Consider the following 26,250-nt stretch of genomic DNA (forward strand, 5'->3'; position numbering starts at 1 on the left):
ACCTTATATGGCGACTATCATGCCTCGATACCGCGGCATCGACATGGGGGACCGCATCGTGCCTCGACCATTGGAGACTGCCGGGAACGAGGCCGATCTGCGCCTGGCCACCGAGCTTGCCGCGCAGGGCTTCGTTCGCCCGGTGCCGGGCGCGATCGACTGGCTGCCGGCCGCGGCGTCGGATCCGGACTGGCAGGGCTTCGCCGAATCGTGGAACCGGCTCGGCCTCGATCGCTACATGGCCGATGGTGGCCGCTATCGCCGGCGGCGCCATGCTGCCCTGGCGATCACCCCGGACGCGATCGCGCGAAAGCCGCACCAGCCGCATTATCAGAGCCGCGACTATAATCGGCTGAACGGCGATGTTCAGCGCTGGTTCGAGCCGATCGAGGACGGCATCGTCGACAGCCCGATGATGCGGCACCTGCTCCGCGGCGCGACCGATTGCTTCGAGCGCGCCGGCGGAGGCGAGGGCGATGCCGCCCGCCCCTGGCATGTCGAGCTCCACCAGTTCCGGATCGAGGCCAATGCGCATGAGCCGGGCCGCCCGACTCCGGAGGGAATGCATCGCGACGGCGTCGACTGGGTATTGGTGATGCTGATCGATCGGGTGAATGCCGACCAAGGCGTCACCGAAATCCGCATCGCCGGCCGGCCGCAGATAGACCGCTTCACCCTGGCGGTACCGGGCGACGCCGTGCTGCTGGACGATCACCGCGTGCTGCACGGCGTGACGCCGATCCGGCCGATCGATCCGGACAGGGCGGCGTATCGCGATGTGTTGGTCGCGACATGGAAGGCGGAAGACGCAGGTTGAGGGCGCGCCCGTTCGCCCGCACTACCGTAACGAAAAAGGCCCTCCCCGCTCGCACGGGAAGGGCCCCTTCAATCTCACATAGCTAAGCTGAGCCGTTAAGCCCCAGCCGGCGCCGGATTCCCGAACGGCCCCGACGGGCGCCGCGTCTTCGGGATCGACGTGCCGCTGCTCGGCAGGGTCGACGCCGTCGCCCCCGCGTCGGGCCGGTTGATGTCCTCGCCCGCGGCGATCGCCTTGATCTCGTCGCCGGTCAGCGTTTCGTATTCGAGCAGCGCGCCCGCCACGCGGTGGAGCTGGTCGATATTCTCGCTCAGCACCTGGGTCGCGCGCTTGTGGCCGCCGTCGATCAGCGACTTGATCTCGCTGTCGATCATCAAAGCGGTCTCGTTCGACATGTTGTGCCGCTGGGTCTGCGAATAGCCCAGGAACGTCTCGCCCTGCTCTTCCTCATATTCCAGCGGGCCGAGCTTGTCGGACATGCCCCAGCGCATCACCATCGCGCGGGCGAGCTTGGTCGCCTGCTTGATGTCGCCCGACGCGCCCGACGAGACCTTGTCATAGCCGAAGATGATCTCCTCGGCCGCGCGCCCGCCCATCACGGTGGCGAGGTCGGCGTACATCTTGTCGCGATGATAGGAGTAATTGTCGCGCTCGGGCATCGACACGACCATGCCCAGGGCACCGCCACGCGGGATGATCGTCGCCTTGTGGATCGGATCGGACGCCGGCTCATGGATGCGGACCAGCGCATGCCCCGCCTCATGATAGGCGGTCATCTTCTTTTCCTCGGGCGTCATGACGAGCGATTTCCACTCGGTGCCCATGATCACGCGGTCCTTGGCGAGCTCGAACTGCGCCATCGCGACCAGGCGCTTGCCCAGCCGGGCGGCCATCAAAGCAGCTTCGTTGACCAGGTTGGCCAGGTCGGCGCCCGACATGCCCGGTGTGCCGCGCGCGAGCGTGCGCGCGTCGACGTCGGGAGCCAGCGGCACCTTCTTCATATGGACCTGGAGGATCTGCACGCGGCCCTCGATATCGGGCAGCGGCACCGTCACGCGGCGGTCGAACCGGCCCGGGCGCAGCAGCGCAGGGTCGAGCACGTCCGGCCGGTTGGTCGCGGCGATGATGATGATGCCTTCGTTCGCCTCGAACCCGTCCATCTCGACCAGCAACTGATTGAGCGTCTGTTCGCGTTCGTCATTGCCGTTGCCCAGCCCGGCGCCGCGATGGCGGCCGACCGCGTCGATCTCGTCGATGAAGACGATGCACGGCGCCGATTTCTTGGCTTGTTCGAACATGTCGCGCACGCGGCTGGCGCCAACGCCGACGAACATCTCGACAAAGTCCGAGCCGGAAATGGTGAAGAACGGCACGCCCGCTTCGCCCGCGATCGCGCGCGCCAGCAGGGTCTTGCCGGTACCGGGGGAGCCGACCAGCAGCGCGCCCTTGGGAATCTTGCCGCCCAAACGGGCGAACTTGGTCGGGTCCTTCAGGAACTCGACAATCTCCTGCAATTCCTCGCGCGCCTCATCGATGCCGGCGACGTCGTCGAACGTCACCTTGCCCTGTTTCTCGGTCAGCATGCGGGCGCGGCTCTTGCCGAAGCCCATCGCGCCGGAACCGGACGATTTCTGCATCTGGCGGATCACGAAGAAGGCGATCGCCAGCATCAGCACGAACGGTAGCGACTGGACGAGCAGATATTGCCAGATCGACGGCGTCTCCTCGGGCTTGGCGACGACCTCGACATTGTTGTCGATCAGGCGCTGGACCAGTTGCGGATCGGGCACGCCGGCATTGGTGCGGAAGGTGGTATTGTCCTTCAGCGTGCCGTTGATCGCGGTGCCGGCGATCTCGACCTTCTTGACCGATCCGTCCTTCACCTTGGCGACGAAGCCCGAATAGGACAATTGCTGGCCCGCGGGCGTTGTCGCGCGGTCGCCGAGCATTGCCACCAGTACCGCCAGGGCAACTGCGATACCCACCCAGAGCAACAGGTTCCGGGCCCAGTTGTTGCCGCCGCCGTCCTGGCCGGGCTGCTTGTCGTTGTCGTTCATCGTCGCAAGATACCTTTCGTGCCCTTAAAGATAAGGCACCAAGCCTTAATGGCAATGGAACAACGTCGATCAGAGCGATCGACGCGGCGGGGCTTCGCGAAAGCGCCACGCCGTGGGCGACAACGCCACCGCTACCACGTCGCCCAGCATCGCAGTGTCGCCCGATTCCAGCGCCTTGACCATCCGTACCAATGCGGAGCCGCGGATCTCGGCCGCGGGGTCGATTTGGCGGATGCATTGCTCGACCAGCCGGCGGACCAGCTCGAAGGGCAGATTGCGCGGATCCAGCACCAGCGAATCACCCTCGGACGCGACTCGATCCGTCCCAAGCTGACGCACCATCCAGCCGATCGCCTCCTCGGCATCGGCTAGAGCCGCGGCGCTCGCCGCGACTCGCGCGGGGTCGATCCAGTCGATCCCGGCCAGCGCCTTGCGCAGCCGCGCGCGGTCGAAGCGGTCGCTGACATTGCTCGGATCGTCGACCGCGACGATCCCCGCCGCCGCGACGATCGCGCCCAGCTCGGCGCGGCGCCAGCCGAGCACGGGCCGGATCACCCGTCCGCTTCGCGCGCGTACCCCGGCCAGGCCGCCGACCCCGGCGCCGCGGTTCAGCCGCATGATCAGCGTTTCGACCTGGTCGTCGGCGTGGTGCGCGGTGGCGATGTGTGTCGCGCCGACGGCGTCGGCATGGGCTTGGAGCAGGTCGTAGCGAAGGGCGCGCGCCCGCGCCGACAGATTGGCGGTGTGACCTGCGCGCTCGGGCAAGGTGCCGCGCAGGATAGCGTGATCGATCCCGCGCGCCGCGCACAGGCTGGCCACCCACGCCGCCTCGTCCGCTGCTTCCGGGCGCAATCCGTGGTCGACCGTCGCCGCGATGCAGCGCTCGCCAAGCAGTGCGTGGGTTAACAGCAGCAGCGCCACGCTGTCCGGCCCGCCCGATACCCCGACCAGCACGCGGGCATCGGCTGGATCGCACAGCTCGGCGAGGTCGGCGGCGAACCGCTCCAGCGCCGCCGGGTCGACCGCGCGCGTCAGCTCAGGTGCATTTGTTGGCGGCACGGCCCTTGTCCGCGTCGGCCTTCTGCGCAGCGGTCAGCTTGGCGCCATAGACGTCGCCCAGCTCGGTATAGACGCGGCAGATGTCGGTGCGCGGCTTCTTGAGCACGGTCAGCGCCTTGGCCAGGTTGAGCAGGCTGTCGGCGGCGCGCTCGCCATCGGGCAGCTTGGAATAATTCTCGTAATAGATCTGCGCGGCCAGATTGGGCTTGCCGTCATCCATATAGATCGTGCCGAGCAAATTCTGCGCGCGGCTGACCAGCCGGTGGCCGGCATATTTCGCGCCATAACCCTGCAATTGCGCCTCGGCCTCGGGATAGAATTGGGCCTGCCACAGGCGATAGGCGTAATTATAGGCGTACATCGCCTTGTCGACCGCGTCCTTGCCGGCGGGCTTGGGGATCGCGGCGACTGCCTTGGCACGATCGGGGTCGTTGGCAGCAGTCGCGGGCTTGGGCGCGGGGCCGGCCGCTGGCTTGGTGCCGGACTTGCCCGGGCCCGGCGCGGGGCCATCGGTCACGGCGGCGGGATCGGCATCGCCCGGCGGCGGCGCGGCGCGATCTTCCAGCGCCTTCAGCCGCGCGTCGGTGGCGCGCTTATAGGCGGCGAAATCGGCCTCGAGCTGCTGCATCTTGTGCTCGCTGGTCTCCAGCCGTCCGGTGAAGCCGGTCAGCTCGGTCTCGATCGACGTGACCCGCTGTTCCAGGTCGGCAAGCGGCGCGCTCGCCGGCGTGCCGGCCGGGGTGACCGGCTGGTTGTCGGGGCCGATCTCGGGCTGGACGAGCGGTCCAGAGGTGCGGGAGACCACGCGCTCGACCGTGTTCATCCGCTTTTCCAGCTGGCCCAGCCGCGCATCGACCGACCGGTCCTGCGCGTGCGCCGGCGCTACGATCGCCAGGCTCGCCGCCGCGATCATGACCGTCGTCAACAAACTACGCATACTCATCCCCAGATTGTCCCGCTGTGGTTAACCTAGCCCGGAACGCCTGCCCGCGCCACTATATGTGGCTGGCGTCATTGCCCGATTTGACTCCCCGCAAGCGGGGGGCATTCGTCCGACCTAAGGCGCCGATGTCGGCGCCGCAGCGGGCAGCGAGACCGGATCGGGCGTCGCCACCGCACGCGGCGTCGGGGAGGCGGTCGGCTTGTCGCTCGGCTTGCGGAAGAAATCGGGCACCTCGTTCGATCCCGATTTCCGGCTGGGCGTCGCGCTCGTCGTCGGGGCAGCGGCGGCGGGAGTCGGTGCGGCCGCGGGGGCAGTAGCGGTGCCGCGCGCCTGCAGCGCGGCGGCGCTGATCGGCACGTCCTTGATCGCGCGCTTGCCGTCGCCCAGCGCCGGCACCGCCGATCCGTTGATCGTCACCTGCAATTTGTCGGGCCGCCCGATATTGATCATCGGATTGGCGGCGTCGGTCGGCACCGAATATTGCTCGCCGGGCTGCATCGTCTTCTGGATCAGCGTCTTTCCGGTCGCGTCATAGACGCGCAGCCACACTGCATCGGTCGCGGTCAGCACGACCTGGCCGCCGGCAACCGGGGCAGGAGGGGCGGCAGGCGCGGCGGCGATGGTGGGCGAAGCATCAGGCGTGGCGAGCGCCGCAGGCTCCTCGCCAGTGCCGCGCAGCCAGGTCGTCCCGTACCAGATGCCGACGCCGACCAGCAGCACCAACGCGATGATCGCGGCGATGCCGGCGATGCCGCTCGACGGCACGCGGCGCGGATCGGTCGGCTCATATTCCTCGAACCGCGCCGCCGGCGACAGCGGCATTTGCGGGCTCTGGCGCAATTCGGCGGCGATCGCCTTGTCGTCGAGTCCGACCGCGCGCGCATAGGTCTTGGTGAAGCCGATCGCATAGGCCGGCGACGCCATCCCCTCCATCCGGTTATTCTCGATCGCTTCCAGGTGGCGCATCGGCACGCGCGTCTTGTTCGCGATGTCGGCCAGGGTCAGCCCCAGCCCCTCACGCGCCTCGCGCAGCTTGTCGCCCACGGTCTTGGGGAATAGCGACGCCTGATCGGGTGCGCCCGTCGCTTCGTCCTCGTCCATTACCTTCTCCGGCGGATAGGGGGTTGCGACCTTGAATCGCCATCCGCCGGTGACGGCTGTCGGCCAAAGCGGGTAAGACTGTCAACGGCTCGTTGGCCCGTTTTCGCCCCGGCTCAGGCCAGCTCGACATGGTTTTTGGCTGCCCAATCGGTCAGCGCCCCGCGAATGTCGCGCGGCGGCTTGGCCAACAGCCCGTCCATGAAGCGCATCGCCTTGCCGCGATCGAGGCTCCGCACCATCGCTTTGATCGGTCCAACCGCCGCCGGGGTGATCGACAGCCGGTCGATTCCCAGCGCGATCAGCGCCATCGCCTCCAGCGGGCGGCCGCCCATCTCGCCGCATACCGTCAGCGCGACGCCGGCCTGGTCGCACGGCGCCACCACGCGCTTCAGGAACCGCAGGATCGACGGCGACAGCCAGTCATAGCGCTCGGCCAGCTTGGGATTGGCGCGGTCGGCTGCGAACAGGAACTGGGTCAGGTCGTTGGTGCCGACCGACAGGAACTGGATGTTGGGCAGCAGCAAGTCGAGCTGCTCGGCCAATGCCGGCACTTCGAGCATCGCGCCATAGCGGATCTCGGTCGGCAGCCTCTTGCCGCGCTTGCCCAGCCATTCGCGCTGCGCCTCGAACAGCGCCTTGGCCTCGTCGAGCTCCCACGCTTCGCTGACCATCGGGAACATGACGTTGAGCGTCCGGCCCCCGGCGGCCTCGATCAGCGCGCGCGCCTGCGCCTTCATCAACCCGCCGCGTTCGAGCGCGAGCCTGAGCGCGCGCCAGCCCATTGCCGGGTTTTCCTCATCCTCGTCATGATGGTTGAGATAGGGGAGCGCCTTGTCGCCGCCGATATCGACCGTGCGGAATACCACCGGCTTGTCGCCCGCCGCTTCCAGCACATCCTTGTACAGCCGCAATTGGCGTTCGCGCCGCGGCAGGGTCGCCGAGACCAGGAACTGGAATTCGGTGCGGAACAGCCCGATCCCGTCGGCGCCGGTGACGTCCAATGCGGCGACATCGTCGCGCAGGCCGGCATTGACCATTACCGTCAGCCGCTCGCCGTCGAGCGTGACCGGTGCCTCCGACTTCAGCGCCGCGAACGCCGCGCGGCGTTTCTGGCGGACCAGCAATTTGGCGTCGAACGCCTCTTCCATCGCCGCGGACGGGCGGACCAGCACCGTGCCGGCCTCAGTCACGTCGAGCAGCAACAGGTCGCCGTCGGCGATCGTCTGGCGGACGCCGCGCACGCGGCCCAGCACCGGCACGCCCATCGCGCGCGCGACGATCGTCACGTGCGCGGTCAGCGATCCTTCCTCGAGCACGACGCCCTTCAGCCGGCGCCGGTCATATTCGAGCAATTCGGCCGGCCCCAGATTGCGCGCGATCAGGATCGTGTCCTGCCTCAGGCCCAATTGCGCCGCCGTGCCCATCTGTCCCGACACGATGCGGAGCAGGCGGTTGGCCAGATCCTCGAGATCGTGCATCCGGTCCTGGAGCAAGGGATCGCCGATCTGGCGCATCCGCATCCGCGTGCGCTGCTGGACGCGCTCGATCGCCGCTTCGGCGGTCAGGCCGGAATCGATCGCCTCGTTGATCCGCCGCGACCAGCCTTCGTCGTACGCGAACATCTTGTAGGTCGCGAGAACCTCTTCATGCTCGCCGTCGACGCCGAATTCGGCCTGTTGCGCCATGCGGTCGATCTGCTCGCGCATCTTGTCGAACGCGGCATAGACGCGGTGCCGCTCGGCCTCGATATCCTCGGCGACAGTATGCTCGATCGTGATGCGCGGCTGGTGATAGACGGCGTGGCCGATCGCCATCCCCTCGACCAGCTTCAGCCCCTCCAGCCGCGTCGCCGCGGTCGATTGCGGCCGCGTCGCGGCGTCGCCGCGCTGGTCGATCAATCCGGCATTGGCGATCAGCTCGCTCAGCACCATCGCGACGGTCTGCAGCGCCTCGATCTCGACATCGTCGTACTTGCGCGGCTCGGCATGCTGCACCGCGAGCACGCCCACCGCCTGTTCGCGCCGGATGATCGGCACACCGGCGAAACTGTGGAACTCGTCCTCGCCGGTTTCGGGGCGATAGGCGAAGTCGGGATGCGACGCCGCCTCGTCCAGGTTCAGCGTCTCGACATTCTTGGCGATCGTGCCGACCAGGCCCTCGCCCAGCGCCAGCTTGGTGACGTGGACCGCGGCCTGGTCGAGCCCGCGCGTGGAATAGAGTTCGAGCAGCCCTTCGCGCAGCAGATAGATCGAGCAGACTTCGCTATCCAGCGCCTCGCCGATAATCCGCGCGACCGCATCCAGCTTCGCCTGCGCGGACGATCGCGCCGCCATCACGTCGTGCAGGCGGACCAGGATTTCTCGCGCGGAAGCAGCGGCGGTTAGCGGCATGCTGAAGCGCTAGCAGGTTGCCGGGGACGGCGCCATGACCAGACATTCGAAGAATTGAAGTAACCCTCCATGCGCCCCACTCGGCAGTGATCGATCGTCGCGGCGGAACCGGATGCGCCGTCAACTGCTGTGCTGCTGATATACGTCAGGAGATTGCATGGCCTCGAAGAGCTTCCTCAAAAAGCTGGGTCCCGGTTTGGTCACCGGAGCGGCCGACGACGATCCGAGCGGTATCGCCACTTATTCTCAGGCCGGCGCGGCCTTCGGCCCCGTGCTGCTGTGGACGATGGTGCTGACCTACCCGCTGATGAGCGCGGTGCAATTGATCAGCGCGCGCGTCGGCCGGGTGACGGGGCGCGGGCTCGCGGGGAATCTGCGCCGGGTCATGCCGCGATGGGTTGTCATGATCCTGGTCGGACTCCTGTTCGTCGCCAATACGATCAATATCGGCGCCGACCTTGCGGCGATGGGAGACGCTGCTCAATTGGTTGTCGGGGGCGGCGGCCATTTCTTCACGATCGGCTTCGCGGTCGTCTCGCTGCTGCTCCAGCTCTTCATTCCCTACCGAAAATATTCGTCCTTCCTGAAATGGCTGACGATGGTCCTGCTCGCCTATGTGGCGCTTATCTTCATCGTGAAGGTCGATTGGGCCGCGGCGCTGCGCGGGATGGTCGTCCCGACGATCCCGGGCGTCGCGGCAGTGACTGTCATCGTCGCGATCTTCGGCACCACGATCAGCCCCTATCTGTTCTTCTGGCAGGCGTCGCAGGAAGTCGAGGAAATCGACGTCGTCGACGAGCGCAAGCCGCTCAAGAGATCTCCTGGCCAAGCCCCCGACGCCGTCGTCCGGATGCGCTACGATACCTTCGTCGGCATGGCGATTTCGAACCTCGTCGCCATCGCCATCATATTGGGTACCGCCGCTACGCTCCACGCTTCGGGCAAGACCGACATCCAGACCGCCGCCGACGCGGCGAAAGCGCTGGAGCCGATTGCCGGTCAATTCGCCTTTGCGCTGTTCAGTCTCGGCATCATCGGCACGGGCATGCTCGCGGTGCCGGTGCTCGCCGGATCGGCCGCTTATGCGATCGGTGAGACCGCCGGCTCGGAAACGGGTCTCGAGCTCGAGCCGCACCAGGCCAAGCTGTTCTATGCCGTGATCGGCGTTGCGATGGCGCTCGGCGTCGCCATCGACTGGTCGCCGATCAGCCCGATCAAGGCATTGTTCTGGAGCGCGGTGATCAACGGCGTCGTCGCCGTGCCGATCCTGATCGGAACGATGCTGGTGGTCTCGAAACGATCGACCATGGGCGACTTCACGGCGTCGACAACGTTGAAGATATTCGGCTGGACAACAACCGCCGTGATGGCGGCTGCGGTCATCGGCATGGCCGTTCTGCCGGCCAGTTAGCGAGCGTGGGAGAGAAACGGAGGAGGTGATGGATTGGCTGACCGCTCTGATCGGACCCGACGACGGCACCGCCACGACCTGGCAGTTCTGCGTCCGTGCATTGTTGCTGTTGCCCTACGGCATACTCTGTATTCGCATTGCCGGGCGCCGGACCTTCTCGAACCTCACGCCGCTCGACATTTTCGTGGCGATCGTGGTGGGGTCGAATATCAGCCGGGCGATGACCGGCAAGGCGCCGTTCGTGCCGACTTTGGCCGCGACGCTCCTGCTCGTCGCGCTGCATCGCTTGCTGGCCATGGCGACGGTGCATTCGAACCTGCTGGCGCGGTTCATCAAGGGACGTCCGGTCGAATTGGTCCGCGACGGCAAGGTCGATCGCGCGGCGCTGCGATCCAACCATCTCAGCGACGATGATTTGATCGAGGCGCTGCGGATGGAGCAGGCGACGCGGGTCGACGATGTCGCACTCGCGACCTTCGAACGGGGCGGCAAGATCAGCGTCGTGCCGAAGTCGAAGGCGCAGGAAGCCTGATGCGGATCGCCACCTACAATGTGAATGGCGTGAATGGGCGCTTGCCCGTGCTCTTGCGCTGGCTGTCCGAGGATCTTCCCGACGTGGTTTGCCTCCAGGAATTGAAGGCGCCGGACGAGCGCTTCCCGGAAAAAGCGCTGAACGACCTGGGATATTCCGCGATCTGGCACGGCCAGAAGAGCTGGAACGGCGTCGCGATCCTCAGCCGAGTGGGCGCGATCCACGAAACCCGCCGCGGATTGCCCGGCGACCGCGCGGACGACCAGAGCCGCTATCTCGAAGCCGCGATCAACGGCATCATCATCGCGTGCCTCTATCTGCCCAACGGCAACCCGCGGCCCGGACCCAAATTCGAGTTCAAGCTCCGCTGGTTCGAGCGGCTCACCCGGCATGCCCAGTCGCTGCGTGACGCAGGCGTGCCGGTGGTCATCGCCGGCGACTTCAACGTCATGCCGACCGAGCTCGACGTCTACAAACCCGAACGATGGCTCGACGACGCGCTGTTCGCGCCCGAGGTCAGGCAAGCCTATGCCGACTTGCTGGAACAGGGCTGGACCGACGCGCTTCGATCGCGCCACCCCGGCGAGCGCGTCTATACCTTCTGGAAATATTTCCGCGGCGCCTTCGAACGCGACGCCGGCCTGCGGATCGATCACATCCTGCTCAGTCCCGATCTGGCGCCGCGGCTGGTCGAGGCGCGGGTCGAGAAGCGGGTGCGGGGTTGGGAGAAGACGAGCGATCATGCCCCCGTCTGGATCGAGCTCGCCAACCCATGAACGGCTAACGCCGCCGGGTCAGACTTTCGGCTTGGCCTTGGCGGCGGCCTTCTTCACCGGCGCACGGCGCTTGGACGCGGCGAACGTCGCGCTGTCCCAATAACCGCGCTGGAGCGCGATCCGTCCGTCGATCACGTGGAAAAAGCCGCAGCCGAGCCGATCCTGCGGATCCTTCCATTCGAGGATCGCCCATTCGCCATCCTCGAACAGATTGACCGGCAGGCATTCCATCGACGCGGCGGCGAATTCTTCCGCGAAGCGCTCGCGGATCGCCGATCGGCCCTGGACCGGGCCGATCGCGACCTGATGGTTGGTGGCATCGTCATGATAGAGCGCGGCGAGCGCATCGGGATCGGCGGCATTGAACGCCGCGATCCAGCGCCGCACCACGCCCTTGGGCGTAGCAATGGGAAGGCTCATCGGAAGTTGTCGGCGTAGCTCTGCAGCTTGAGCGTGCGCGCGGGCGCCGGCACGACGTGGAAGGCGAGCCCGACCTTTTCGGCATAGGCCTGCGCCGCCTCTGCGGTGGCGAAGGTCAGCCGGACCTGTTCGCGCGTGTCGCCCGATCCGGCCCAGCCGGTGAGCGGATCGGGGCGCTTGGCCTCGGCGGGTTCGAATTCGAGAATCCAGCGATCGGTCCGGTAACGGCCCGACTGCATCGCATTCTTGGGACGCTGATAGATACGAGCGGTTGGCATAATCTGATCCCCTTATCCTGACTTTCCGAACCTTGCATCGGCTTTTTTGGTCCGCAGCGTCGGGTTTGCGGCGGCCGGATCGTCGGGCCAGGGATGTTTGGGATAGCGCCCGCGCATTTCCCTGGCGACCGCGGACCAACTTCCCGCCCAGAAACCCGGCAGATCGCGCGTCGTCTGGATCGGGCGGCCTGCCGGCGAGGTCAGACTGAGCACGAGGGGAACGCCATCGGCGACAATCGGGTGCGTGGCCAGTCCGAACAGCGCCTGAGGGCGGAGCTCGACAGTCGGACCGGCCTCAGCGGCATAGTCGATCGCGTGGCTTGATCCCGCCGGCGTCTCGAGCCGTGCGGGGGCGATGCGGTCGAGCGCGCGCATCGCGTCCCAGCCGACGAGATTGCGCAGCGCCTCGACAAGGTCGGCGTCAGTCAGCTGCGACAGGCGACGCTTGCCGTCGAGCAACGGGGCGAGCCAATCGTCGAGGCGCGCGGCGAGCATTTCGTCGTCGAGCGCGCCGTCCCAGCCATGAGCGGCGGCGAACGCCGCTCGCTCGCGAAGCGCGGCCGACGCCTCGCCCCAGGGCAGCAGGTGCAGGCCATGGTCGCGGACGCCGTCGACCAAAGCGGCAGCGATCGCGACCGGATCGGCGTTGCTATCGGGTCCGCGCGACAAAGCGATCGCGCCCAGGCGGCGTTCGCGCACCGCCTCGACGCCGCCGGTCGTGGGATCGAAGGCGAAGGTGCGGCGCGTTTCGATCTTGTCGGCGAACAAGGTTTCGACCGTCGCCTGGTCGATCGCCGCCGCCGACAGGATGCGTGCGCCCGCGGCGACACCCTGCGTCTCCGCGACGGCGAGCCATTGCGCGGTGGCGAGCGGGTCGGTCGCGTCGAGCTTGAACCCGCGTCCGCCGACCGAGGCCCAGCGCTCGCCCGAGGCATCGCGGCGGCGAGAGACGCGGTCTGGGAAGGCGAGGGCGATGGCCACTGCAACTCCCCTCCCTTCTAGGGAGGGGCTGGGGGTGGGTGGCGTCCGGGCGAGACGCGAACCGGAAACTTGAGGATTGTGAGTCGGAATACTTCGACCCACCCCTAGCCCCTCCCTAGAAGGGAGGGGAACGGATGTGGCCCATCGCTCGGCCAGTCGCCGCGCGCTTTCCGCTCGACGACCACGTTCGGTGCGGAAGCGGCGGGCTCTGGTTTCGAGATCGGTCCCCGGCCCGCCCAGCCCGCGCTCACCCAGCAGGACCGCCACCTCAGCCGCTTCCCTCGTTAAACCCATCTCGCCCGCCCGCACCAGCATATGCGCGAGCCGCGGCGGCATCGGCAGTTTCGCGATCGCACGGCCATGCGCGGTCGGGCGGCCGTCGGCGTCGAGCGCCTCGAGCGTCGCCAGCCGCGTGCGTCCCTCCGCCACCGCGGCTTCGGGCGGCGGGTCGAGCCAGGCCAGCGTGCGCGGATTGGCGACTCCCCAGATCGCGCAATCGAGCACGAGGCCGGAGAGATCGGCTTCGAGGATTTCGGGCGGGTCGAAGCGGGGTAGCCCGGCCGTCGCGGCTTCTTCCCACAACCGATAGGCGACGCCCGGTCCTTGTCGTGCCGCGCGGCCGGCGCGCTGGGTCGCGGCGGCCTGGCTGGCGCGTTCGGTGACCAGCCGCGTCATCCCCGCGGCACGATCGTAGCGCGGGCGGCGGGCGAGCCCCGAATCGACCACCACGCGGATGCCGTCGAGCGTCAGGCTGGTCTCGGCGATGCTGGTCGCCAGCACGAGCTTGCGCATATCGTCGGGCTCGGCGGCGATCGCGGCGCGCTGGTCGGCCGGCGCGATCGTGCCGTGAAGGCGATGGAGACGCACGCCGGGCAGGTCGCCGAGCCGCTCGGCGGCGCGCTCGATCTCCGCCACGCCGGGAAGGAAGGCGAGCACGCCGCCTTGTTCTTCGCGCAGCGCCAGCCGGATCGCGGCAGTGACCTCATCCTCGATCCGAGCCTCACCGCGCCGGCCGAGATAGCGCAGGTCGAGTGGGTGACTGCGACCTTCGCTCTCGATCACCGGCGCGTCGCCGAGCAGCTTGGCGAAGCGCGCGCCGTCGAGCGTCGCCGACATGGCGACAAGGCGGAGGTCAGGGCGCAACGATCCTTGCGCGTCGAGCGCCAGGGCCAGGCCGAAATCGCTGTCGAGATTGCGTTCATGGACCTCGTCGAACAGCACCGCCGAGATTCCGGCGAGTTCGGGATCGGCCTGGATCCGCGCGACGAAGATGCCTTCGGTCACCACCGTCACGCGCGTCGCGGCAGAGCGCTTGCTGTCCATCCGCGTCGCATAGCCGAACGTCTTGCCGACCGGCTCGCCCGCCAGCATCGCCATCCGCTCGGCCGCCGCGCGCGCCGCGATCCGCCGCGGGCTGAGCAACAGCACCTCGCCCCCGCACCAGGCGCGATCGAGCAGGGCCGGCGCGACCGCGGTCGTCTTGCCCGCACCCGGCGGCGCGACCAGCACGGCGTTGGGCCCGACATCCAGCGCCGCGAGCAGGTCGGAAAGGACGGTTTCGACAGGAAGGCTGGGCGGTTGCATCGGCGGTCGCGACACGTGGCAGAAACTTTCGCGCGATGACAGCCTAGTGTCCTAGTATCTCCCCCAATTGCGGTGCTAGGCAGGTGCCACGATGCACGGCCCGCATGACCATAGCCACGATTCTGCGCACGATCATGATCACGCGCACGGCCATGGCCACAAACACAGCCATGGCCATAAACATGGTCACGGGCACGGCCATGGTGGCCACAATCACGGCCCGCTGACCTTCGATCGCGCCTTCGCGATCGGCATTACGCTCAACATCCTGTTCGTCGTCGTCGAATTCGGCCTGGGCTTCATTGCCCATTCGGTCGCGCTGATGGCGGATGCCGGGCACAATCTGTCCGACGTGTTCGGCCTGTGTGTCGCCTGGGGCGGCGCGACGCTTGCGCGGCGCGGTCCGTCCAAGCGCTTCACTTATGGGCTCAAGGCCTCGACCATCCTGGCTGCACTGATCAACGCATTGCTGCTGATGATGGCAATGGGCGCGATCGTATTCGAAGCGGTGACGCGGATCGGCGATCCCGCGCCGGTCAAGGGTGCGGTGGTCGTGGTGGTCGCCGCGGCCGGGATCCTGGTCAACGCCGCGTCAGCCTGGCTGTTCGCGCGCGGGCAGAAATCGGACATCAATCTGCGCGGCGCGTATCTGCACATGGCGGCCGACGCGACCGTCTCGGCCGGGGTGATGCTGGCAGGCGTCGTGATCTGGTTCACCGGCGTCGAATGGATCGACCCGGTAGTATCGATCATCGTGTCGGGGATTATCTTCTGGCAAACCTGGGGCCTGCTGCGCGAGACGATCGAGATGTCGCTGAACGCGGTGCCCCGCGGGATCGACTATGACGAGGTCAAGGCGGCGCTGGCGGCGATGCCCGGCGTCAGCGCGACCCACGATCTGCATATCTGGCCGATGTCGACCACGGAGACGGTGCTGACCGCGCATCTGGTGATGACGGAGGAAACCGGGCCGGCGTTCCTGGGCAATGCCGCGGCGATGCTGCAAAAGCGGTTCGGGATCGCGCACACGACGATTCAGGTCGAGCGCGGCGCCGATTGCGGGACCGATTGCTGATCCGAAGGCCGCCGATATTACCGCACGACGCGTGCCCAATGCTCGCGCGTCACCGTCCCGGTCAGGATCTTGTTGCCGAACACGCGGCGCATCGCCTCGGCATCGTCGCCGTTCATCATCACGACACGCGTCCCGCCCTTGGGCAGCGATTCGATCGCGCTGATCTTGGTCTGATGCTTCACGCATAGAGCTTCGACGGCGGCGCGATCGAGCGAGACGTTGATCGCGCGGCCGGGGCCGGGATTGCTCCAGCTGTCATGGCCATTGGTCGCGGGAATGGTCGGCATCATCGGCTTGCTCTCCTTGGATTAGCGGGAGCACGAACCTCTCTCAGTCGCGCCCATGCTGGGGGCGGGAAGCGCGATGGACATGCCTTAGGCGGATGCCCGCCGAAAAGCCATGTATTTCGCCCCGACGGCGCCTGTTGCGGCATAGATGGGCGAATTGATGCGAGGCGGCCCGCAAAGTGTGCTATAAGAAGTCATCACCAGATCGATTTCGCAGGCATCTTGTGACCGTGAGCGCTTGCGCTTTCGCCTGCTGACGAGGCGTGCCCTTTTGGATACCAATTACCTTCTGCAACGCGAGCAGATCTCGCTGATGATGGCGCGCAAAGCCGGCTGTTCGTCGTCGCGCCTGGCGCATGCCGGGCTCGCACAGGCTTATGGCAAATTGCTCGCTGCCGGGACCTTCCCGCACCGCAACTTCAACCTCGCCCCGGCCAATGACCTTGATCCGAGCGAATCTCCCGATCGCGGCCGCGCCGACGCGTGAGCGATCGATCCGGGGAGCAGTTGTCGACGGTCGAGCGCGCCTTTGAACTGGCGCGATCGGGCAGTTGTCGCACGCTCGAAGACATTCGGCGCGTCCTGACTGCCGAGCGATATCCGTCGGTCCAGGCGCATTTGGCGGGGCCATCGATCCGCCGCGCCTTGCTCGCTTTGTGCAAGGCGGCCAAAGTCGCGAACGATCCTGACGCTGGCTGACGAGGTGCGGCCGCCTTCAGGCGGACGTCGTCCCTTCTAATATGCTCTCGCCACCGCGAATTCGACCGCTTCGGTCATCGCATCGCGCGCTTGGCCCGAAGAGAAACCGGCGATCGCATCGATCGCTCGCTGGCCGTAATGGCGCGCGCGCGCCAGCGTGTCGTCGATCGCGCGCGTCGTGCGGACCAGATCGACCGCATGCGCGAAATCCTCATCCGAGGCACGGTGACCCAGGATCGCGTCCTTCCAAAACTTGCGGTCCTCTTCGTTACCGCGCGCATAGGCCAGGATCACCGGCAAGGTGACCTTGCCTTCGCGGAAATCGTCGCCGGTATCCTTACCCATCGTCCCGGCGTCCGACACGTAATCGATCGCATCGTCGACCAACTGGAAGGCGACGCCGAGGTTGCGGCCGAACGCGTCGAGCGCCTGCTCCTCGCTCTCGGGACGTTCGGCGACCACCGCGGCGATGCGGCACGCGGCGGCGAACAAGGCAGCGGTCTTGGCGCCGATAATGTCGAGATAGCGTTCCTCGCCCAGATCGACGCGGCGCGCCGCGGTCAATTGATCGACCTCCCCCTCGGCGATCACCGCACTGGCGTTGCTCAGGATCTTGAGCACCTTGAGGCTGCCGTCCTCGACCATCAGTTCGAACGAGCGGCTGAACAGGAAGTCGCCGACCAGGATCGACGCGGGATTGCCCCAGATCAGGTTCGCCGTGCGCTTGCCGCGGCGCAAGTCGCTGCCGTCGACGACATCGTCGTGGAGCAGGGTCGCGGTGTGGATGAACTCGACCGCCGCCGCCAGGCGATGGTGGCGCATCCCGGTATAGCCGAGCAGCCGTGCGCTCGCGAGTGTCAGCATCGGGCGCATGCGCTTGCCGCCACCGGCGATCAGGTGGCCGGCAAGCTCGGGAATCAGCGGAATGTCCGACTGCATGCGGTCCAGGATCACCGCATTGACCAGGTTCATGTCCGACGCGACCAGCTGCATCATCGGCTCGAGGCTGGGCTGCGGCCGGGTCGGATCGAGGCGATAGATCGTGGCGCTCATCTCAGCGGAGCCTCTGGCCGAGAGGGGCGCGGAAGGCAAGCACGGGTTGCGCATCCCGACATGCATGCGCAGAAGGCCGCCACGAATCGAGGGAGCCGCCAGATGAGCGACGACGTGCTGGACGCCTATCGCAGCAGCATCGACAATATCGATGCCGCGCTGATCCACATGCTCGCCGAACGGTTCAAGGTGACCCAGGCGGTCGGCCGCTACAAGGCGCAGGCCGGGCTGCCGCCGGCCGATCCGAGCCGCGAGGAACGCCAGATCGCCCGGCTGCGACAGCTGGCCGAGGAAGCGCGCCTGGACCCCGAATTCTCGGAGAAGTTCCTGCGCTTCATCATCGACGAAGTCATCCGCCACCACGAACGGTTGCGCGACGAAGCTTAGCGTTTTCCTAGACTTCGCTGATCGCAGTCAAACTGGCCAAAACGCGCGAAAAGGATTAAAAGTACGCCCAAGCGCGACCCCATGCCGGAAGCAGAGCAAAGGCGCGCCGGTGGAGAGGATACGATGCATGGCTTCCACGCGTCGGAGAGCCAATGCAATTATGGTCTGACGATGCATCTGGTCAGCTTTGCGCTGGCCGGGATCATCCTGGGTGTCGTGCTGCTGATCGGTTAGGTTAGGCCGCCAGTTCCTCGCCGGGCAGAATCTCGGTATCGATCTGCGCCTGCATCGGCGCGAGGTAGCGCGGGCCGCGGATCGTGCCGTCGAACACAGCGTCGACAGCCTTCACCAGATCGTCGGGAACGTTGACCGTCGCGGCACTCACATTTTCCTCGAGATGGGCGAGACTACGCGTGCCGGGGATAGCGACGATATGCGGTCCGCGCGCCAGCACCCAGCCGAGCGCAAGTTGTGCCGAGGTCATTCCGGCATCGGCCGCCAGCGCATCGAACCTCGCGACCACGCTCAGATTGTGCCGCAGATTGTCGCCGAGAAAGCGTGGCATGTGGAGGCGGATGTCGCCGGGAACATAGGCGTCGTCGCGGACACCGCGCGCCAGCATCCCACGCGCCACCGGCGAAAAGGCGACGAAACCGATGCCGAGCTCACGACAGGTATCGAGCACCGCGACGTCCGGGTTGCGGACCATCGCCGAATATTCGCTCTGCACCGCGGCAATCGGATGCACGGCGTGCGCGCGGCGGATCGTCGCGGCACCCATTTCCGACAGGCCGATCGCGCCGATCTTGCCCGCCTCGACCGCGCGCTTGAGTTCGCCGACCGACTCTTCGATCGGCACGTCGCGGTCGAGACGGTGGAGATAATAGAGATCGATATGGTCGGTCCCCAGCCGTTCGAGTGCGCCCTCGAGCGTGCGGCGGATCGATTCGGGCCGGCCGTCGAGCACGCGCTTGCCGTCGACCGCGTCGAGCACGCATTTCGAGGCGAGGGTGAACTCGGCGCGGCGGTGCATCACCGCGCTGCCGACCAGCCGTTCGTTGGCGCCCATGCCGTAAAGCGCCGCGGTGTCCAGGAAGGTGACGCCGAGATCGAGCGCGCGATTGAGCAACGCCGCACCCTCTTCGTCGCTGGGCCGCGTGCCATAAGCGTGGCTGAGATTCATGCAGCCGAGCCCGATCGCCGAGACGGTGAAGGGGCCGATCTGTCGGGTCGGGAGCGTCATGCCGATTCGCTTTCGGGGAGGAGAAGGTCGTCGGTCACTATCGCCGCGACCTGGCGCTGGCGAGGCTCTCTCACGCGAAAAATGAGCAGCAGGATCGCGAGGCACAGGAACCCGAACGACAACCACAGCACCGGCGGATAGCCGAGCTTCCACGCCATCAGCCCGCCAAGCAGCGGCCCGATCGCCGAGATCGTGCCTTCAATCGTGGTCGACAAAGCGAGGCGCATCGCGACATCGGCACGCTCGCCGAATTCGAGCACCATCGTCTGTTGGCTCATCTGATAGCCGCAATTGCCCGCGCCGAGGCAGCAGAAAGCGGCGAACACCGCCCAGGGATGGTGGACGGTCAGCAGCAAGGCGATCCCGCCCGCCCATAAGGCAGCGGCGAGGGTGAAGGTCGAGCGATAGCCGGTGCGGTCGCCGAGATGCCCCCAGGCGAGGTTGGAGACGGTATCGGCGCCGAGATAGGCGAGCGACAATTCGCCGATGACGATCCCCGACAGCCCGAGCTGGCTACCGGCATAGAGGATGTAGAATGGCGCGCCGATCCGCGCGCAGACGCAGCAAGCCTCAGCAAGGATGAACCAGCGATAGCCACGATCTTCGAGCAAGGTCGGAAACGTCTTCACGCGGTCGACGAAGCGCATCGGCGAGCGCACTACCGGCGGGATCGGCTCGACCATGCGGAGCTGGAGCACGGTCAGCCCCAGGCTGGTCAGCACGAAGGCGAGGAAGAAGGTGGTGGCATAGCCATTGCCGAGCACATCGTTCTGGATCAGCCAGCGTCCGGCGACATAGGACAACGCCGCCGCGATCAGCCCACCGGTGATGTTGCGATAGGCCTGCAACCGTCCGCGGCGATGGATCGGGATCACTTTCGCCATCAGCATCTGGAAAGCGACGCGCTGCGTGCCGTTGAACGCCCCCAGCAGGAAGAACAGGCCGAGCGTGACGAGCAACAGTGCCTCGCCGTGCAGGAACCAGCCGGCGAGCGCGAGGCCCAGGATCATCACGCGCATCATTGTGCCGGCGCGGATCGAATAGGGCAGGATGCGCTGCTTGGTCTCGAACCGAGACGCGGCGAAGATCGGCGAGATGATCGCGCCCAGCTGGAGCAGCGACGTACCGAGCCCGACCAAAGCGTCAGAGCCGGTCAGGCGGTGGATATAGGTCGGGATGAACGTCGGCGCGTAGATCAGCCGGAAGCCGGTCATGCCGAGCATGCCGTGGATGAAATGCGCGGTATAATTGCGCCGCAGATTCGCCTCGACGAACGCGGCGTAGTCGGCCTCGCGTTCGGCGAGGGGGCGGGAGTCTTCCGTGACTTCCGTCATGCCGGCCTTGTGCCGGCATCCACCGGGAGGCGGGTGCGAAACCCAATTGGGGAGGACCCAGCCCGCGGCACGGTGGATCCCGGCACAAGGCCGGGATGACGGAGGAGAGGGGGCACGGTTACTATCCCATGTCGGGTGCGAACATCGGGACCAGTGGGCCGCCTTCGGTCGGGATGAACTGCAACCGCACTCGCTGCCCGATCTTCAACGCATCGTGATCGTCGGTCGCGAGGTTGGTCAGCACCGCCGGCCCCTCGTCGAGCGTCACCCATGCCAGCGTGTACGGCGCCCCGGCACCCCGGCGCATCGTCGACAGCGAGTAGATCGCGCCTTTCCCCGCGCTCTCCACCCAGCGGCTTTCCGCCAGACAGAAGGGGCACAAAGCGCGCGGATAATAATGTGGCTGGCCGCAGGTGTCGCACTGGCCGATCAGCAACTTGCCCTCGGCCGCGGCGTCGAAGAAGCGCTGGTTCTCGACATTGGGCTGGGGGGCGGGGATCTTGCGGGGCTCGCTCATCATTGCCGCTCCAGGATCAGGGTGGCCGCACCATGCCGCGCGCCGAGCGCGCCGCCAATGCCGGTGGCGACGGCGAGACCGCAATCGGGCACTTGTACCGCCGGATGCGCCTCGCCGCGCAATTGGCGGACCGCCTCGATCACCTTGGTGATGCCACCGCGATTGGTCGGGTGATTGTTGCACAAGCCGCCGCCATCGGTGTTGAACGGCAATTTTCCGGTTCCCGAGATGAGGTTGCCGTCGGCGACGAAGCGACCGCCGTCACCCTTCTTGCAGAACCCGAGGTCCTCAAGCTGGATCAGCACGGTGATGGTGAAGCTGTCATAGATCGAGGCGTATTGGATGTCGCCCGGCGCCACGCCGGCTTCGGCGAAAGCGGCCGGACCCGATACTGCCGCCGCCGAGGTCGTGAGGTCGAGATTCATCCCGCCGCGCGGCCCCTTCACATGTTCGCCCGCGCCGCGCACCGCGACGAGCGGGCGCTTCAGAGACTTCGCCACGTCGGGCGACACCACCAGCAACGCGCCGCCGCCGTCCGACACCACGCAGCAATCGAGCCGGTGGAGCGGGTCGGAGATCATCGGCGAATTGATCACACCATCGACCGTGACGACGTCGCGCAGCATGGCGTGCGGATTATATTGCGCGTGGGTGCTGGCGGCGACCTTGATCCAGGCAAGTTGTTCCGACGTGGTGCCGAATTCGTGCATGTGCCGCGCCGCGCACATGCCGTAGCTATTGTGCGTCGATTGCCCGACCCAGCCCTCGAACGGCGCTTCGGGCGCATTGCCCAATTGTCGTCCGAACGGCTCCGATCTCGGGCGCCCGGCAAGCGTGATCAGCGCGACCGAGCATTTGCCCGCGGCGATCGCCTGCGTGGCGTGACCGACATGGAGGATGTAGGACGAGCCGCCGGTCTCGGTCGAATCGACGTGGCGGACGTTGAGCCCGAGATAATCGACCATCGACATGCCGCCGAATCCAGGTGCGTCGCCCGCGCAGAAATAGCCGTCGACATCCTTCAGGCTCAGTCCGGCATCGGCGAGCGCCCCGGCGGCGCATTCTGCATGGAGCTGCGGTGTCGACTTGTCGGGCGCGAGCCGGGTGGGATGTTCATACGCGCCCGAAATATAGGCCTTGTTCCTGATACTCACGCCGCCCCCTCTATGTCGCTGCTCGCCTCGCCGAAGGCCGCCAGCGCGCGATCCTTCACCGCCTTGTAATCGAGCTTGCCGTTGGGCGCGCGCGCGACACTGTCCACCACCAGCACGTGGCGCGGCGCCTTGTAGGTCGCCAGCTGGCCTTTCACATGGTCGCGCAACTCGCCCTCGTCTGCACTCGCCTCGGGATGGGGCTCGACCAGAGCGACGATGCGCTCGCCGAACCGGGCATCGGGCACGCCGGTCACTGCCGCATCGCGCACGGCCGGATGGCGCTTCAACGCTTCCTCGACTTCCTCGGGAAACACCTTTTCGCCGCCGGTATTGATGCATTGCGAGCCGCGGCCGAGAATGCGGACAGTGCCGTCGGCATCGACCGTCGCCCAGTCGCCCGGCATCGACCAGCGCTTGCCTTCATAGGTCGGGAAGGTCGAGGCGGTCTTGGCGGGGTCCTTGTAATAACCGAGCGGGATAGCCCCGCCGACCGCGAGCCGGCCGCTTTCGCCCGAGCCAGGCTCGACTCGCCGCCCGTCCTCGGTGAAGATCGCGCAATCGGGGCCGAGCGCGAAGCTCGCGGTGGCGATCTCGCCGCTGGCATTGGTGGTCGAGATCCCCATGCCGAATGCCTCGGAGGACGAATAGGAATCCATCAGCTGGACCTGCGGCATGTGGCGGATCAGCCCGAGCTTGTTCTCGCGATTCCACATCGCGCCGGACGAGCCGATCACGAACACCGGTGAAAGGTCCCATCGACCTGGATTGGCATCGAGCGCTTCGAGCAACGGTTGGGCGAAGGGCTGGCCGACGATCGTGATCCGCGTCGCGCGCCAACGTTCGACCGCCTCCCACATCGCCTCCGGATCGAACTTGCCGTGGGGCAGCAGGACCACGGTGCCGCCAAAGCCGAGCGCGCCGAACGCGGCGATCAGCCCGGTCGCGTGCATCAGCGGCGGCGCGATCAGCGAGCGCGGCTTGATCGGCGTGGCGAACGCGCGCGGGCCGGCATCCGCGGGCTTCTCCAGCGGCGGGATACCGAGCAAGGGATTGGCGCCATAGCCGCCCTTGGCAAACAGGTCGCCCTGTTGCCACATCACCGCTTTGGGCATGCCGGTTGTGCCGCCGGTGAAGATCAGCAGCAGATCCTCGTCATGTCGGCCCCAGGATGCTACGACCGGGCGCTGGTCGGGGACGGCGGCGGCGAGCGTGGCGAAATCCTGCGCCCAGTCGGGCACCTCCTCGCCAGCGCGCGCGACCGCGATCCAGCTCTTCACGCCCGGCATCTGTCCGCGCACGCGGTCGAGCAAGGGCGCGAACCCCGCCTCGAACACCACCGCCTCGGCGTCGCCATTGTCGAGCAGATAGCGGACCTCCTCCGGCCCGTAGCGGTAATTGACGTTGAACGGCGCCAGCCCGGCCTTGAACGCGGCGAAATAGGCGATGAGATATTCGGGACAATTGGTCGTGTAGACCGCGACTTTCGACTGATGCGTCAGCCCGGCGGCAAGGAAGTGCGCGGCGAGCGCATCGGCGGCGGCATCGAATTCGGCGAAGCTGACCACGCGGTCGCCCTGGACGATCGCCGGCTCGTCGGGGATCGCCGCGGCGACCGCTTCCCAGACATTGGCATAGCCCCAGGCACTCACTGCTCGGAACCTCGGGTACGGAAGGCTGGCATCCGACTCTCCCAGTTACCGCGCGATTCTTTGCTGACGCTACGGCTTCTTGGAATGCGATTGGAAGATCGGGTATGGAGCGTCAAGAGGGCGAGCGAAATAATCGCCGTGCCTCCCGACAGAGGATTTGAGACACTCGAGACGGCGCTATGGCCCCGGGACAGATGTCGCGGGGGTGGGAAGCGCGGACGGTCGCCTTATAGCGACCGTCCGATCAGCTCCTTCATGATCTCGTTCGTCCCGCCATAGATCCGGCTGACCCGCGCCGCGCGCCACATCCGGGCGATCGGATATTCGTTCATATAGCCCGCGCCGCCATGCAGCTGGAGGCACTGGTCCATGACCTCCCATTGCAGCTCGGTGTGCCAGAGCTTGGCCGCGGCGCCTTCGGTTGGGGTAAGCTCGCCCTTGAGATGGCGCTGGATCGCCCAGTCGAGATGCGCCCAGCCGACCTGGAGTTTGGTCTTGAGGTCGGCGAGCACGAAGCGCGTATTCTGGAAATCGAACACCATTCCGGCGAACGCCTTGCGCGTCTTGGTGAACTCGACCGTCTCGTCGAACGCTTTCTGCGCCGATGCCTGGGTGCCGATCGCGATCGACAGGCGCTCCTGCGGCAGCTGGCTCATCAGATAGATGAAGCCCTTGCCTTCCTCGCCCAGGCAATTGGTCATCGGCACGCGGACGTCCTCGAAGAACAATTCAGACGTGTCGGCGGCGTCCTGGCCGATCTTGTCGAGCTTGCGCCCGCGCTTGAAGCCTTCGCGATCGGCCTCGACCAGGATGATCGACATCCCCTTGTACGCCGGCTTGGCGTCGGGATCGGTCTTGGCGACGACCAGCACCAAATCGGCATTCTGGCCGTTGGTGATATAGGTCTTGCTGCCGTTGACGACATAATGATTGCCGTCCTTCTTGGCCGAGGTGCGGATCGCCTGGAGATCGCTGCCGGTACCCGGCTCGGTCATCGCGATCGCGGTGATCGTCTCGCCGCTGACGAGGCGCGGCAGCCACTGCTTCTTCTGTTCCTCGGAGCCATAGGCTTCGAGATAGCCGCACACGATGTCGGATTGCAGCGAGAAGCCGGCGGGGACGCCGATATACGACATCTCCTCGTCGACGATCGCGTTATAGCCGAAGTCGAGCCCCAGCCCGCCATAGGCCTCGGGCACGGTCGGGCACAGCATCCCGATCTCGCCGGCCTTGCGCCAGAATTCCTTGGGGACCAGGCGGTTCTGCTCCCATTCGCCGACATGCGGCACGCCTTCCTTTTGCAGGAACGACCGCACCGTCTGGCGGAACGCTTCATGATCCTCGTTATAGGCGAAGCGGCCGGGAACGCTGTCCGGGGTCATGATGGTCCTCTCCTTGGGTCTTCAATTGAAACCTTTCTGGCAAGGTGCGGGCAGTTTACGCGACCGTCAACCCGTCGGCCCTCATCGCGGCTTTCGCGCAGCCCCGAAATGGGGCTAAGGCGGGTATCAAGTTTTCAGGAGAGCGCATGAAACTCGCCAGCCTCAAGCATGGCCGCGACGGCAAGCTCGTCGTCGTCTCGACCGATCTCGCCTGGTATGCCGATGCCGGACATATCGCCCCGACGCTCCAGGCCGCGCTCGACAACTGGGATCGGCTCTCGCTCGATCTCCGGAATCTGCAGACCGACCTCGATCACGAAGTGATCCCGCGCGAGCGGTTCCACGAGCACGATGCCGCGTCGCCGCTGCCGCGCGCGTACCAATGGGCCGACGGCTCGGCCTATGTGAACCATGTCGCATTGGTTCGACAGGCACGAAACGCCGAGATGCCGGAGACGTTCTGGCACGACCCCCTGATGTACCAGGGCGGCTCGGACGGCTTTCTCGGCCCGCGCGACGCGATCCCGCTCGCCGATGAAAGCTGGGGCTGCGACCTCGAAGCCGAAGTCGTGGTGGTGACCGGCGACGTGCCGCTGGGTGCGACGCGCGAACAGGCGCTCGACGCGATCGTGCTGGTCGGGCTGACCAACGACGTCAGCTTGCGCAATCTCATCCCGGGCGAGCTCGCCAAGGGATTCGGCTTCTTCCAGTCGAAACCCGCGAGCGCCTTCTCGCCGGTATTCGTGACACCCGATTCGCTCGGCGACTGGTGGCAGGACGGCAAGCTCCACCGCAAGCTGATGGTCGATCTGAACGGCGAGCCGTTCGGTCGCGCGGAGGCCGGTGAGGACATGACCTTCGACTTCGGCACGCTCGTCGCGCATGCGGCGAAGACGCGCCGGCTGGGTGCGGGCACGATCATCGGCTCGGGCACCGTTTCCAACCGAGACGCCGATGGCGGCCCGGGCAAGCCGATCGCCGAGGGCGGCGTCGGCTATTCGTGCCTCGCCGAGGTTCGCACCGTCGAAACGATTCGCACCGGCGCGGCCAAAACCCCGTTCCTCAAGAAGGGCGATACCGTGCGCATCTGGGCGGAGGACGACCGCCATCATCCGATCTTC

Annotated in this window: 25 protein-coding genes; 9 read left to right on the top strand and 16 right to left on the bottom strand. The window is 66.5% G+C overall.

Annotated features, from left to right (window positions below):
• Positions 1-19: 19 nt before the first annotated feature.
• The gene (locus tag SMA01S_RS09950) at positions 20-817 is read left to right on the top strand and encodes a 2OG-Fe dioxygenase family protein (RefSeq protein WP_245649225.1); all 798 of its coding nucleotides are present in this window, start codon (positions 20-22) and stop codon (positions 815-817) included.
• 95 nt (positions 818-912) lie between these two features.
• On the opposite strand, the gene ftsH is transcribed toward SMA01S_RS09950, so the two are convergent.
• The 5 genes from ftsH to ptsP form a co-directional block, all read right to left on the bottom strand.
• Entirely contained in the window at positions 913-2,874 is a 1,962-nt protein-coding gene (ftsH, locus tag SMA01S_RS09955; protein ID WP_066820954.1) for an ATP-dependent zinc metalloprotease FtsH, read from the bottom strand.
• A gap of 69 nt (positions 2,875-2,943) precedes the next feature.
• Positions 2,944-3,933, bottom strand: coding sequence for a tRNA lysidine(34) synthetase TilS (gene tilS, locus SMA01S_RS09960; RefSeq protein ID WP_245649226.1), 990 nt, complete (start codon positions 3,931-3,933; stop codon positions 2,944-2,946).
• A complete protein-coding gene (locus SMA01S_RS09965; protein ID WP_157093888.1) occupies positions 3,911-4,870 on the bottom strand; it encodes a tetratricopeptide repeat protein in 960 nt (319 codons plus the stop codon). The genes tilS and SMA01S_RS09965 overlap by 23 nt, the downstream gene beginning before the upstream one ends.
• Before the next feature lie 120 nt (positions 4,871-4,990).
• Complete coding sequence (locus SMA01S_RS09970) at positions 4,991-5,977, bottom strand: helix-turn-helix domain-containing protein (protein WP_066820960.1); 987 nt, start codon at positions 5,975-5,977, stop codon at positions 4,991-4,993.
• Between the two features lie 113 nt (positions 5,978-6,090).
• Positions 6,091-8,367 (bottom strand): phosphoenolpyruvate--protein phosphotransferase, encoded by a 2,277-nt coding sequence (gene ptsP / locus SMA01S_RS09975; protein ID WP_066820963.1) that lies wholly within the window; start codon positions 8,365-8,367, stop codon positions 6,091-6,093.
• A gap of 157 nt (positions 8,368-8,524) precedes the next feature.
• Between ptsP and SMA01S_RS09980 the strand changes: the two genes are divergently transcribed.
• From SMA01S_RS09980 to xth, 3 genes are read left to right on the top strand one after another with little or no spacing between them, the layout of a single operon-like run.
• Positions 8,525-9,778: an NRAMP family divalent metal transporter gene (locus SMA01S_RS09980; protein ID WP_066820966.1), complete on the top strand. Its 1,254-nt coding sequence runs from the start codon at positions 8,525-8,527 to the stop codon at positions 9,776-9,778.
• 28 nt (positions 9,779-9,806) lie between these two features.
• A complete protein-coding gene (locus SMA01S_RS09985; RefSeq protein WP_066820968.1) occupies positions 9,807-10,310 on the top strand; it encodes a DUF421 domain-containing protein in 504 nt (167 codons plus the stop codon).
• Complete coding sequence (gene xth, locus SMA01S_RS09990; protein ID WP_066820971.1) at positions 10,310-11,086, top strand: exodeoxyribonuclease III; 777 nt, start codon at positions 10,310-10,312, stop codon at positions 11,084-11,086. Before SMA01S_RS09985 ends, xth begins: the two co-directional genes overlap by 1 nt.
• An 18-nt stretch (positions 11,087-11,104) precedes the next feature.
• Here xth and SMA01S_RS09995 read toward each other — a convergent pair whose 3' ends face one another.
• Genes SMA01S_RS09995 through hrpB form a run of 3 tightly spaced genes read right to left on the bottom strand, consistent with a single transcriptional unit; the run spans position 11,105 to position 14,349 of the window.
• Positions 11,105-11,506, bottom strand: coding sequence for a nuclear transport factor 2 family protein (locus tag SMA01S_RS09995; RefSeq protein WP_174543107.1), 402 nt, complete (start codon positions 11,504-11,506; stop codon positions 11,105-11,107).
• Positions 11,503-11,784 (bottom strand): NADH dehydrogenase ubiquinone Fe-S protein 4, encoded by a 282-nt coding sequence (locus tag SMA01S_RS10000; RefSeq protein ID WP_066820974.1) that lies wholly within the window; start codon positions 11,782-11,784, stop codon positions 11,503-11,505. The genes SMA01S_RS09995 and SMA01S_RS10000 overlap by 4 nt, the downstream gene beginning before the upstream one ends.
• Before the next feature lie 12 nt (positions 11,785-11,796).
• Positions 11,797-14,349 (bottom strand): ATP-dependent helicase HrpB, encoded by a 2,553-nt coding sequence (hrpB, locus tag SMA01S_RS10005; RefSeq protein ID WP_066820977.1) that lies wholly within the window; start codon positions 14,347-14,349, stop codon positions 11,797-11,799.
• 91 nt (positions 14,350-14,440) lie between these two features.
• Between hrpB and SMA01S_RS10010 the strand changes: the two genes are divergently transcribed.
• Positions 14,441-15,424 (top strand): cation diffusion facilitator family transporter, encoded by a 984-nt coding sequence (locus tag SMA01S_RS10010; RefSeq protein WP_066820980.1) that lies wholly within the window; start codon positions 14,441-14,443, stop codon positions 15,422-15,424.
• Between the two features lie 17 nt (positions 15,425-15,441).
• On the opposite strand, the gene SMA01S_RS10015 is transcribed toward SMA01S_RS10010, so the two are convergent.
• Complete coding sequence (locus tag SMA01S_RS10015) at positions 15,442-15,714, bottom strand: hypothetical protein (RefSeq protein ID WP_245649227.1); 273 nt, start codon at positions 15,712-15,714, stop codon at positions 15,442-15,444.
• A 268-nt stretch (positions 15,715-15,982) separates the two neighbouring features.
• On the opposite strand from SMA01S_RS10015, the gene SMA01S_RS10020 reads away from it, so the two are divergent.
• Positions 15,983-16,198: a hypothetical protein gene (locus SMA01S_RS10020; protein ID WP_066820983.1), complete on the top strand. Its 216-nt coding sequence runs from the start codon at positions 15,983-15,985 to the stop codon at positions 16,196-16,198.
• Entirely contained in the window at positions 16,195-16,410 is a 216-nt protein-coding gene (locus SMA01S_RS10025; RefSeq protein ID WP_066820986.1) for a hypothetical protein, read from the top strand. The genes SMA01S_RS10020 and SMA01S_RS10025 overlap by 4 nt, the downstream gene beginning before the upstream one ends.
• Positions 16,411-16,446: 36 nt before the next feature.
• Here SMA01S_RS10025 and SMA01S_RS10030 read toward each other — a convergent pair whose 3' ends face one another.
• Positions 16,447-17,463, bottom strand: a complete 1,017-nt coding sequence (locus tag SMA01S_RS10030) for a polyprenyl synthetase family protein (protein WP_066820990.1) — start codon at positions 17,461-17,463, stop codon at positions 16,447-16,449.
• Positions 17,464-17,565: 102 nt separating this feature from the next.
• Between SMA01S_RS10030 and SMA01S_RS10035 the strand changes: the two genes are divergently transcribed.
• Complete coding sequence (locus SMA01S_RS10035) at positions 17,566-17,850, top strand: chorismate mutase (protein WP_066812333.1); 285 nt, start codon at positions 17,566-17,568, stop codon at positions 17,848-17,850.
• 235 nt (positions 17,851-18,085) lie between these two features.
• Here SMA01S_RS10035 and SMA01S_RS10040 read toward each other — a convergent pair whose 3' ends face one another.
• From SMA01S_RS10040 to SMA01S_RS10065, 6 genes are all read right to left on the bottom strand, one after another.
• Positions 18,086-19,093: an aldo/keto reductase gene (locus SMA01S_RS10040; protein ID WP_066820993.1), complete on the bottom strand. Its 1,008-nt coding sequence runs from the start codon at positions 19,091-19,093 to the stop codon at positions 18,086-18,088.
• Positions 19,090-20,427 carry an MFS transporter gene (locus tag SMA01S_RS10045; protein WP_066820996.1) on the bottom strand — a complete coding sequence of 446 codons (1,338 nt, stop codon included), beginning with the start codon at positions 20,425-20,427 and terminating at the stop codon, positions 19,090-19,092. Before SMA01S_RS10045 ends, SMA01S_RS10040 begins: the two co-directional genes overlap by 4 nt.
• A gap of 121 nt (positions 20,428-20,548) precedes the next feature.
• On the bottom strand, positions 20,549-20,947 hold the full coding sequence (locus SMA01S_RS10050; protein ID WP_218016865.1) for a Zn-ribbon domain-containing OB-fold protein: 399 nt from the start codon (positions 20,945-20,947) through the stop codon (positions 20,549-20,551).
• Entirely contained in the window at positions 20,944-22,098 is a 1,155-nt protein-coding gene (locus tag SMA01S_RS10055; RefSeq protein ID WP_066820999.1) for a thiolase family protein, read from the bottom strand. Before SMA01S_RS10055 ends, SMA01S_RS10050 begins: the two co-directional genes overlap by 4 nt.
• Complete coding sequence (locus SMA01S_RS10060; RefSeq protein WP_066821002.1) at positions 22,095-23,747, bottom strand: AMP-binding protein; 1,653 nt, start codon at positions 23,745-23,747, stop codon at positions 22,095-22,097. The genes SMA01S_RS10055 and SMA01S_RS10060 overlap by 4 nt, the downstream gene beginning before the upstream one ends.
• Positions 23,748-23,974: 227 nt before the next feature.
• The gene (locus tag SMA01S_RS10065) at positions 23,975-25,129 is read right to left on the bottom strand and encodes an acyl-CoA dehydrogenase family protein (protein ID WP_066821005.1); all 1,155 of its coding nucleotides are present in this window, start codon (positions 25,127-25,129) and stop codon (positions 23,975-23,977) included.
• A gap of 146 nt (positions 25,130-25,275) precedes the next feature.
• On the opposite strand from SMA01S_RS10065, the gene SMA01S_RS10070 reads away from it, so the two are divergent.
• Positions 25,276-26,250: fumarylacetoacetate hydrolase family protein (locus tag SMA01S_RS10070; protein WP_066821007.1), on the top strand; the 975-nt coding region annotated here is incomplete at its 3' end.

The organism is Sphingomonas mali NBRC 15500, assembly GCF_001598415.1.
GTDB classification, from domain to species: Bacteria; Pseudomonadota; Alphaproteobacteria; order Sphingomonadales; family Sphingomonadaceae; genus Sphingomonas; species Sphingomonas mali.